General features: G+C 56.6%; 9 protein-coding genes. All 9 read right to left on the reverse strand.

Annotated elements, in window-relative coordinates; all coding sequences use genetic code 11:
- Positions 1 to 189 precede the first annotated feature (189 nt).
- The 9 genes from cas2e to RIFP1SYM_RS14265 all read right to left on the reverse strand — a co-directional run bounded on the left by cas2e (position 190) and on the right by RIFP1SYM_RS14265 (position 9,344).
- The gene (cas2e, locus tag RIFP1SYM_RS17125; protein WP_081417775.1) at positions 190 to 486 is read right to left on the reverse strand and encodes a type I-E CRISPR-associated endoribonuclease Cas2e; all 297 of its coding nucleotides are present in this window, start codon (positions 484 to 486) and stop codon (positions 190 to 192) included.
- 1 nt (position 487) lies between these two features.
- Positions 488 to 1,348, reverse strand: coding sequence for a type I-E CRISPR-associated endonuclease Cas1e (cas1e, locus tag RIFP1SYM_RS14230; protein ID WP_005965989.1), 861 nt, complete (start codon positions 1,346 to 1,348; stop codon positions 488 to 490).
- Complete coding sequence (cas6e, locus tag RIFP1SYM_RS14235) at positions 1,342 to 2,058, reverse strand: type I-E CRISPR-associated protein Cas6/Cse3/CasE (RefSeq protein ID WP_005965990.1); 717 nt, start codon at positions 2,056 to 2,058, stop codon at positions 1,342 to 1,344. Before cas6e ends, cas1e begins: the two co-directional genes overlap by 7 nt.
- Positions 2,055 to 2,792 (reverse strand): type I-E CRISPR-associated protein Cas5/CasD, encoded by a 738-nt coding sequence (cas5e, locus tag RIFP1SYM_RS14240; protein WP_005965991.1) that lies wholly within the window; start codon positions 2,790 to 2,792, stop codon positions 2,055 to 2,057. Before cas5e ends, cas6e begins: the two co-directional genes overlap by 4 nt.
- A gap of 1 nt (position 2,793) precedes the next feature.
- Entirely contained in the window at positions 2,794 to 3,993 is a 1,200-nt protein-coding gene (cas7e, locus tag RIFP1SYM_RS14245) for a type I-E CRISPR-associated protein Cas7/Cse4/CasC (RefSeq protein WP_005965992.1), read from the reverse strand.
- 21 nt (positions 3,994 to 4,014) lie between these two features.
- The gene (gene casB, locus RIFP1SYM_RS14250) at positions 4,015 to 4,599 is read right to left on the reverse strand and encodes a type I-E CRISPR-associated protein Cse2/CasB (RefSeq protein ID WP_039960592.1); all 585 of its coding nucleotides are present in this window, start codon (positions 4,597 to 4,599) and stop codon (positions 4,015 to 4,017) included.
- Between the two features lie 19 nt (positions 4,600 to 4,618).
- Positions 4,619 to 6,184, reverse strand: a complete 1,566-nt coding sequence (locus RIFP1SYM_RS14255; RefSeq protein ID WP_005965993.1) for a hypothetical protein — start codon at positions 6,182 to 6,184, stop codon at positions 4,619 to 4,621.
- 29 nt (positions 6,185 to 6,213) lie between these two features.
- Entirely contained in the window at positions 6,214 to 8,853 is a 2,640-nt protein-coding gene (locus tag RIFP1SYM_RS14260) for a CRISPR-associated helicase/endonuclease Cas3 (RefSeq protein WP_005965994.1), read from the reverse strand.
- An 89-nt stretch (positions 8,854 to 8,942) separates the two neighbouring features.
- Positions 8,943 to 9,344 carry a hypothetical protein gene (locus RIFP1SYM_RS14265; RefSeq protein ID WP_139042158.1) on the reverse strand — a complete coding sequence of 134 codons (402 nt, stop codon included), beginning with the start codon at positions 9,342 to 9,344 and terminating at the stop codon, positions 8,943 to 8,945.
- Between the last annotated feature and the right edge of the window lie 109 nt (positions 9,345 to 9,453).

Genomic DNA, 9,453 nt, shown 5'->3' on the forward strand with positions numbered 1-9,453 from the left:
CGAGGACAGACAGACCTCCGGCAAAGCCTTGCGGGCCTATCCCCGCGGGTGCGGGGGAACCAAGGCTGCCTATGAGCATAAATGGCTAGGTGAGGGCCTATCCCCGCGGGTGCGGGGGAACCTCTTGTAGATAAACCTATGCTCTACAAGAGAAAACACTAAATCATACCCAAATTGTAAAAGAGCATTTCACGTCTTTCGACGCGCCAACCATAGCCCGTCAATCTCTATGAGTTCACGTGGCGGTGAGCCCAGTGTGGCGATGCCGACTCCTCCAGTTTCGTTTGCATCACGCCAGACCATGACTACGCTGCCTCGTGGTTCGGTGTTGTGCCAATCGGATAATACCTTCCAGGTGCGCGAACGCACGCCTTGATTCATCCGGGGTGAGATGTAGACAGTTGGTGCCACTTCGAGCATCACTGAAGCTAGAAAGCCACGAAACCGATCTTTTACATCACGGGTGACGATTACGACCAGTGGCATCTTATTCCTCCATGCGTATGACTTTTTTTATGCTGTCAATCATCGATGGGATCACGCGCTGTTTTCGAAACACAGTGGCCGCTTCACGCCGTACCAGGCGGTCGATGGTCTGGCTGTCTGCCTCTGATTTCTTGGCTGCAGCAAAGGCTATTTGTAAGGTCACCGAGTCTCGGAACAGATCGGCGATGTCGAGCACGAATGACTGTCCAGAATCTTCGTGGATGAAGCCAAGCTGGGGAATTGCGGCGACTGACTGGACGGCGATGGCTGCTGCTGCCTGCACTGCGGTGGCGGCATGATTTATCGCCTGATTGGGTATGTCGGCAGCACTGGGATTGCTTCGATCATATCGCCGGCCTTTCCATTCGATACCGTATCTCTCCGCCATCAATCGGTAGGTAGCTTTGACACGAGCGCCCTCGATGCCGCGCAGGGTATCCAGGTCACGGTGTGGCAGTACCTCGCCAAGACGCAGGGCATACATGTGACGTGCGACGCTGATGCGGCGCCGCGGACTGCCCCACAATTCGGCCTGTCGCCGGGCGATATCGGAGCGGTCTGGCAATAGCGGCATTGCGGTATAGGAACGCACTCCATCCTTCCCTACTGCGGCCATCAATGTGCCGTGGCGCGCCAACAGGCGCAGGGCGTCGTGCGTCACGGTACTACCGGGGCCAAGCAGAATCATCGACACGGCCTGGTGGGGTACCTGAATGCTGTTGGGCGTCAGTGAATCCTTGCCGGTCAAGAAGTTCAGGCAACCATCTATGACACAGAGTTCTCCACGTTCCAGCCAGATCAGGCCGTGTCGGTCTGCGTGGGGGATGCGGGCTGTTTCGAGCCCCAACCGTCCCTTTAGCATGAGTTGGCTGGCTTGAGCAGAAGCATGCCGAAACCGAAGGTGCGATGCCGCCCGATACCGCGTGTTACCAGATGACTGAAGGCTTCACCATCGGTTACTGCCAGTTCGCCCTTGAACAGCGCATCCGGCCCATTGAAGCTTTTTGTTTTTCGTTTGCCATTGTTGCCGTCATGGGCGCGGCGTATGACGCGGCACAGACGAAAGGCATCCATACGCCCATTGAGTAGCTGGGCGGCACCATCTGCTCCAAGCTGTTTCGTCAGCCAATCGGCGTAGACCGCTTCCCGTCTTGGGCCGCTGTCCGGCTCGGTTGGCTCCACAGCATGCAGATAGGCATCCCGTTCACGGCCATCCCTGGTCCGGACCACCGGACGGATACGGACTTCAAAGCCTAGCCGTTGTCCCTCCCGCCATGCGGAAGGAAACTTGCGAGTGTCCAGACTCTCCAGTCCCAATGCCCTCGCTACATCCGGTGTAGCCAAGCTGGTACTTTCCTGAAGAGTTTCGGCCGTGCTGTCGGTATAGGCTAGTAGCCCCTGTCGCCCGCCCAGATAACGAAATGGTTTTGGGGCTTGTTTGCCAAAAGCTGCTCTGAGTAGTGCATGCAAGGCGTAGCCGTAGTCACCATCAGGCGAGAGCAGCCCCTGGCGGGTGGCCCATGCTGCCAATGCTATGGGGTCGGGATGACACTGCATCACTTGAAGACTCATATCTGTACCTCGCCCGGCTTAAAGGTTCCTTTACGTACTGGTCGCCAACCGCCGTGCACACCACTGGTCCAGTTGCGTTCGTCACATAAATCGAGCTTGCGGTCGCCCTGCAGTTCTCCTTCTCCGTCGGGCCACTGCATTTGCAAGTTTCCAGCACTAGAATCAAGACAAGCAGTGCTTTGAAGGACTTGCAAGATGTTGCGTCCATCCTGCCATCCGGCAAAGATTCTTCGGCTGGGAAGGCAGGGTTTACGCCCGATAAAGAGGGGACGGGCCGGGTGATCGAGGGCATGGGCCAGGTCGCCCAAAGTAGGTGCCTCGTCGGCGGGTTCGAGGCGCAGGGCGATGAGGGTGGAGAGGTTGGCGTGATAGTCGCGGTAGCGCTGCAATGTCAGTGCCTTGCGTCCGTCGGCTAGTTTGGAATAACTCGGACTTTTGGCCCGGCCTTCTGGTACTCCCACTGTTGTCCAAACCTGATCGTTCTCAAACAACAGTGCGGTCTGGTAATCCCTCAACCGATTACCGATGGATTCACGCCTTGCCCCGAGTACCAGACGATTCTGCAGTCGATTATGCAGATCAGCGTCCTCGCGGCGCCAACCCAGTGCATTTGCCAGCAGTCCTGTCACCATCGACAAGGCGGGGAAATCTCGGATCACCCCATAATTGTCGATGGTCTCTCCGCCAAAGGCCACCATGGGTGCCTCCAGCCGTAGCAATAGATGTCGCGGCATTTCAGCAAGCCCCCTGCCGGATAATTTCAGAGGCCCACTCGCCCAGTCCAGCCAGGTTGGTGCGTTCCGCTCCGGAAATCGTTACCGGGTCGAGTGACAGAAAGCGGCGAGCCAAGTTTGACCCATAGGCCTCGTCCATGGCTGCGATTTCCCGATCCATTCGCTGGACTGCCCCCTCCCTGATTGTGCCCGCACCACTGTCTGTCAGGGAGAGCGCGTCATGGAAAGCCCCGGCAAGACTGCACGGTTGCCAGTCTCCGGCTTCCACCAGCATGAACTTGGCCCAGTCGAAAGGTGCGGTGGAGCCGCGTTTGGCGCCAGGGCTGACGGTGGCGATCAGGTGCAGCAGGTGCTGCACAACCTGTGCGCTCAGCTCGCGGCGCTCGGCTGGTGTGGATTCGGTGAAGCAGTCCTTGGCATTGATACCTTCCAAGTTCTCCACTAGTTGGCGTACATCGACTACCACATAGCCGTAATAGAGACCGGAAGCGAGTTCAGTGTCGAAGATACCGGCTGATCCGAGTTCTCCAGTCTCTCGCAATAGGTCATCAACTACGGTGAAGTAGTCGTTTTCTACCTGGGCCTCGTGTACGGTGAAGGCGTGGGAGACATAGATGGATGCATCGCGACTGGCCAATACGTCGGAGGTGACCATGCGGCCGAACAGGGCGGATTCGAGGCCGCTACCGTGCTTGAGGGCGGCGATGTTTTTCTTTTCACCCTTCAGCATTGCGAGTACCGCTTTCTTGAGGGTCTCTTCGTTCTCATCCGCTTCTGCCAGTTCCGTGCAACGCTTGACCAGATAGTTGATCTCGGCCGTACCCATCAGCACGGCCTGCCCGGTTTTCAGGGCCTCCTCGCCCTTTTTCGTTTTACCGCCGTTATCCAGCAACTTTCCTTCGCGCAGCGCCTCAGCAGCTGCTTGGGCCAGATCATCTGCAACTCCGTTCTTGATGATACGTTTGCGAATTTCGTCCAAGGTGCTCCTGGATCGTATCGCCATGGGTATGTCGAGTGCCGACAATGCGAACCGGTCATCGGTCATGCGCCAGTGGCGCTTCAAACACTGGGAAGATATGCGGGTACGTACGGCGTTGCCCAGTGGCAGGCGCTTGGCCAGGCCGGCGTCATCCCGGTTGAGCAGTGCTGCTGGGTAGGTGTGCAGGGTGTGGATCTGGATAAAACGGGGTTCTGCATTCATGTTGGTCCCTCAAATTGTTGTTCAAGCGGTTTCTGGTTTGTTGGCCTTCGCTTCGGCCGAAAAGTAGTGACTGGCGATCTTCATGCGGATTTCTTCCGCTTTCTGTTCGTCTTTGCCTTCCTGAAGTATTAGCCTGCCGAATTCATACCAGTTGGCTGCGACTTCCTTAGATGCAAGCAGGCGCAATAGACGGGGGAGTAATTGGCGGAAGGCATCGCCTCTGGCAGTTAGCAGCCGGTTTACCCGCGACTCCGCAACTTTCGCTGTGGAAAGTTGCTGTCCCAGGCTTTGGTTGCCATCGTGTCCGGCAAGCGCCATGCCGTGGGCAATCAAGGCCCAGCGGCGCCAGGTTTCCGGTCGCCAGCCTTCGGGTTCCAGCCCGGCATAGATCAGGGCTCGGGTCAGAGCGGCAATCTGATGTGGGCGCAGGTCGCCATCCGGGTCGAGGCGTGCCAGCGCTGCACGCTCACCGTTATCGAGCCCATGCGCATCGCCAGAGAATCTTGCGGCTTGGCCGATGATCCGGGCCAGCCGGGTAATGGGGTTTGTTGGTTTCCCCTCTTGTTTGGGCGTCTGTTCACGCGGTTCTGCATCATGCGTGGTCATGGATATTCTCCTTGCTGGCTTATTGTTCACGGTAGTGCTGGGTGAGGCTGGGTAATACATTTCCACTGCGCAGTCCTCCATGGAATCGAGATAAGGCCGCAGCGCGGGCGCGGTAGCGCTGCTCACTACTGCGAGGGCCGGCATGGAAAGCATTTCTCAGGACGGTTTCGGCGCGCTCGGCCATGGAAAGGTGCCAGCCCAGGCGGACTTTATCTGGATCGTCAGACTCAATCTCTGCGTTTAGTTCGTCGAAGAAACGGGCGTCCTCGGCTTGCTCGAAGGGCTTGGAAAATATGTTCGCCTTATCTTTCGCGCTATCGGAGAACTTATCTTTTGCTGCTCCGTTGTCAAACAAGGTTGCCGTCGCGGTCCACAGCAGTCCACGCATTTTGGCGATATCCTGCACCCGCTGTGTTGCGGTTGCAGCGAGTTCGTCGGTATCTCGCACCATTAATCGTTGACGTACCTTTGGGGATATTGGGATACGCCGCTCGTGATAGCCATCAGTGGTACTTTGCCCACCTGCGATGGCACGAGCAATGACTGTCAGGCCTTCGGTATCATCTCCTTGGGCAATAATTTGAGCTGGTGGTTTTTTATAGTTGGGACCGAAAAGCAGTTCGACCATGCGCTTATAATGAAAGCCTGTACCAGAGACACCCAAGGATTTACCCGCTGCAATCTCTATCGGTGTCCACAGGTCACCAGTGTTTCCCTTGCGGCTTTTTGACTCTTCCTTGGCGATACGTGGCCCGGTGCTTGTTGTTCTAAGTGCCTTGATTAGTTCGTCATCTGCTACGAGCCGGATACGTCTGCTGATTTCGATGAAGAATGGGTCGAGGGCAGTAAAGGAGTAGGCGCTTTTGCCATCCCATGGTGCCAGCCATAGTAAACTGACACCTTCCTCCGCTGCATATCCGAAATCATCTGCCATAGTGATACGTTCAGCGAGGGCTATGCGAACATCCCGCCACCAGCGGCGTCCAGGACCACCTGGTGGGTCGATGCCAAGACCGGGCCTGCTGGACGATCCGCCGTTCATGCGAGCAACGCCGTAGTTACCGCGGCCTGGAAATGGGGCTGCGGTTTGCAGGCTGATTAGGGCAAAAAGCCAATCATCGGGATAGGCAGTGCGAATACGTTCCTGTTTTAGGTCGTGGTTCTTAGACGTTACCAGGATGTCCAGAAGGTCCGGTGTTGATGTGGGAGTCGTATTGCCCCATTCGCTGATATTTCCGTCTGGCACTGGTGCTTGCATAAATGCAGGTTTGTTATGTGGTGCTATCAGGCACCAAGCTTCGCCATCCGGGTAGTCTGGTGTCAGCGCTAGCAGCGCCGCTTTCCAATCCGCCTCACTGGCAAACGGCTGTGACTGCCCCGCTTTATGCAACGCCATAGCGGCAAGCTGAACCAGAAAGGCGTGCCAGGGGTGGCGTTGGTGGGGGCGCAGGGCGGGGAAGTCGCGTATTGTATCGCCGGCCAGGGCGACGAAGAGTCCCGGCAGGGTATAGCGGGCCGGGCTGCCGTCCGCGGCAAGCCGGGTGCGGATCAACGGTTCATTGAGTAAGGAGTAGCGGCAGGTCATCGAACATCTCCATGTTGATTAAGGCAGGGTCAATCATCCGTTAGCCGTTCCAATCCGAGACGGCCATACCGGTAGCGGGTGGTACCTAGGGTAAATTCGATCAGTCCATCTTGTTGAACGATTTGATTGGGTTGCGCATCGAGATCCAGTCCATCTGGAACGAGAAAGTGTCTCACCGGCAACTGCTTCAGGGGGGCGCCGAATGGGCCTGGCAGCGCTGGATCAAACTGCAAAAGTCTGTCTTCCGCTCCCAGTCGGGCGCCGATCTTGACGTCATTGGGAAAGAGATTGTCTTTACGTTCCCCGAAAACCTCATTGAAGTTCAGAGCATGGAGGCGCGCAATCACGTTCTGCGCCCCAGTATCACCTTCGACCTGCTGTGCAAGTGTTTGCCAGGGCTCGCCGAGTTCATCCTGGATCGCAGTCAGCTGCTCCGAATGGGTTGCGGTTTCAACCAGGTAGCGGTTCTTTTCGGGAATGTTGACTACCAGATGTTTGTCGATAAGACGGCGTGTGGCCTCGATGATTCGCAGGTCATCATAGATCCCACCGCCATTTCGAAATCGCCCCAGCCCATGCCTGGATCTCTTCAGCATCGGTGTGAGATTGTGGCCGGGTGGTGTTAGCACCCATGCCTGAGCCGTTTGGAATCTCTCCGGGCGTTCATTTTGTGATCGATGGTGGCGGTGCAGGCGGCCTACCCGTTGCAGCAGCACGTCCATTGGGCATAGATCGGTGATCAGTAGGTCGGCATCCAGATCCAGGCTCTGTTCAAGCGTCTGAGTGCCGACCACGATGCGTGGACCAGGTTTTCCTGTTTTGCCGAGCTGCTCCTGGATTGCTTTGTCCAGAATAGGGCGATCCTGGCGGCTAAAACGACTGTGGTGCAGTGTGTTGATACCATTAACGTTGAACAGCCAGGCAGGATCAGGATTGCTCTCTTCCAGCGCCCGCAGCACCGCTATGGCAGCCGGTACTGTGTTGCGGATCACCAGGACTTTTGCGCCTTCACCTGCTGCATCTAGCGCCATCCTGGCAATCTGCTCGGGATCATCCATGCAGTCATGTAAGGTCCATGAAATGGTCTTTTCAGGTGCGGCGGATGCAATGGGCCGGATGTCTGAGAAATCGGATATGGCCGGATAGTGTATGGTGCAGGCACTGTCATAATTCGTTGTGGTAGCGGCGGGCTTTTCCCTCTGTGGCGCCAGCGCCAGATAGCGATCACGGGCGCTGGAGCCCAGGGTAGCGGAGAGCAACAGTGCGTGCCCGCCACAATCTAGATGGGCCTTGAGTAGGCGTTCCAACAATGCCGTCATGTAGGGATCGGAGGCATGTACTTCGTCCACCACCAGCAAGCTACGCGACAGTAGAGCATGGCGGAGATGAGCGTGGCGTACTTGCAGTGCCCCGAGCAGTGCCTGATCGATGGTGCCGACGGCAATCGGTGCAGCTAGGAAGCGTTTGGGTGATTCTGCGGCCCAGCGGCGCTGGGCCTCTACATCACCGGGGTCATCAGGCCACTGCACTTTGAAGTCTGGCAAGATTTTAATGTCCTGCCCATCTGCGCTGGCATAGCCCGGCAAGGCGCGCACTGTAACAGGAGCATCTGTGGACCAGATGCGATTAATTGCACTTTTGATACGCTGATAGGCTTGAGTGGCAGAGACTCGAGTGGGAAGGGCGAAATAGAGACTGTCTACCTGCCCAGTGCGAAACAGGTGCAGGTAGCGCCAGATGGCGGCCTCGGTTTTGCCGCTGCCTGTCTCTGATTCCAGAATCACCAGTGGCCCTAGGTCTGGGTCATCCATTGCCTTCTGAATGGGGTAGGGTGATGGTACCTGGAAGACATGTGCAAACTCAGGTGATAGGGCATTGATCTGATCGCGCCAGTTTTCCGTGTCCAGCCCGAGGGCGGTGATGGCAGCGGCGGCATAGCGTGGCGCTGTCTCGGTACGCTGCTCATTCTCTTTTGCGTAGGGGAAGAAGTCGGTGTCGGAACTTATCCAGTCGGCCAGTTGCACTAACCCCGCAAAGAGATGGCCAAAGGCCGGGGTATCCGGTAAGTCGTTTCCGGCGGGCTCGAAGGCATTGGGATAGAGCGCAACCATGAGCTCACCGATTTGCTGTAGCACTGATTCGGGATCGTAAATGATGTTGCCGTTGCAATCAGTTACCGGCTTCCAGATTGCAGGGTTCCAGTTTGAAGTGCTTTCGAAGTCGATGGGTCGCCCGTGGTGGCTGATGCTGGCAATCAGTAATGAAAGAACAGCTTCACCCCAACTGTCCATCGCTTCAATCGGTAGCCTTTCGGCGAGCGATGTAGGTACATCCGCACTAAAAATCTTGCTCGCCTCAATGCCATGTCCCGCCGGCAGAGGCCACTCCTGGGGCAACTTGTCTCGCGTCCAGCGCTTAGCTTGAAAGCCGCTGTTGGCTTTACCGAGATCGTGCAGAAAGACCAGTGCTGAGAGACGGGAGATATCTCGCGGTTGCAGTTTTTGCTCTGCAGTTGTCTCCAAAGCACGCCGAATGTTGTGACATCGACAGAGATGTTCGAAACAGGCAGCAACGTCTGTTTGGTGGTCTGTTAGCGTATGCCACGCGGAAATGATGCCTTCTTCATTCCGCTGGAGTTTTCCAAAAGCGTTTGGGCTGGTCTCCTTCATGTCTCTCTACGTCCTTGTTCTGTGGTTCAAACTTGGATTTTTGTCGGCTAACGGGGGGACTGGCGAATTGGGGATTCGCTCAGACTTTCTTAAGTACCATCCTTCTCATTATTACCTCCAATCGACCAGCCAAGAAAGAACGCCCACGCCAGGCTCATAAGGATGGAGGGTTGGGGAGTGTGATGTGTGGTTTGGATGGGGGCGGGTGAGGCTGGTTCGTCCTTCTCCAGATAGACAGGCTGGGGTGTCGAGCGCCGTGCTTTCACATTCAGTGTCGCTCTGGCTAGGCGGTCGGCGGTGACTTTCGGTGGGAGGTTTTTGCCCCTAAGTTCCCACCAGAGGGCGAACAGCATGCAGCTATAGAGTGCAGTTACCAAAAGTCCTACGTGGTGGTGACGGTCTTCTAGGGTGTAGAGAAAAAAGAGTCCCGTGAGTACGTGGCAGATCACGAGCACTGTGTTGAAAAGAATGCTCCAGAACGAATGTTTCATATGCCGACTCCCGTGCTTGGCGGCGGGCATGGTTAAAGATAACCTATTACCCGCCTAGTCGGGGAGAGGCGGGTGGTTGCAGGGCGCATCCCCACAGTTGCCCTCTCTC

The organism is endosymbiont of Riftia pachyptila (vent Ph05) (assembly GCF_000224455.1).
Lineage (GTDB): Bacteria > Pseudomonadota > Gammaproteobacteria > Chromatiales > Chromatiaceae > Endoriftia > Endoriftia persephonae.

Bases quoted from the DNA above. Each gene is read 5' to 3' on its own strand.
- cas2e (WP_081417775.1), bottom strand. From the start codon at position 486: ATGCCACTGGTCGTAATCGTCACCCGTGATGTAAAAGATCGGTTTCGT.
- cas1e (WP_005965989.1), bottom strand. From the start codon at position 1,348: ATGCTAAAGGGACGGTTGGGGCTCGAAACAGCCCGCATCCCCCACGCA.
- cas6e (WP_005965990.1), bottom strand. From the start codon at position 2,058: ATGAGTCTTCAAGTGATGCAGTGTCATCCCGACCCCATAGCATTGGCA.
- cas5e (WP_005965991.1), bottom strand. From the start codon at position 2,792: ATGCCGCGACATCTATTGCTACGGCTGGAGGCACCCATGGTGGCCTTT.
- cas7e (WP_005965992.1), bottom strand. From the start codon at position 3,993: ATGAATGCAGAACCCCGTTTTATCCAGATCCACACCCTGCACACCTAC.
- casB (WP_039960592.1), bottom strand. From the start codon at position 4,599: ATGACCACGCATGATGCAGAACCGCGTGAACAGACGCCCAAACAAGAG.
- RIFP1SYM_RS14255 (WP_005965993.1), bottom strand. From the start codon at position 6,184: ATGACCTGCCGCTACTCCTTACTCAATGAACCGTTGATCCGCACCCGG.
- RIFP1SYM_RS14260 (WP_005965994.1), bottom strand. From the start codon at position 8,853: ATGAAGGAGACCAGCCCAAACGCTTTTGGAAAACTCCAGCGGAATGAA.
- RIFP1SYM_RS14265 (WP_139042158.1), bottom strand. From the start codon at position 9,344: ATGAAACATTCGTTCTGGAGCATTCTTTTCAACACAGTGCTCGTGATC.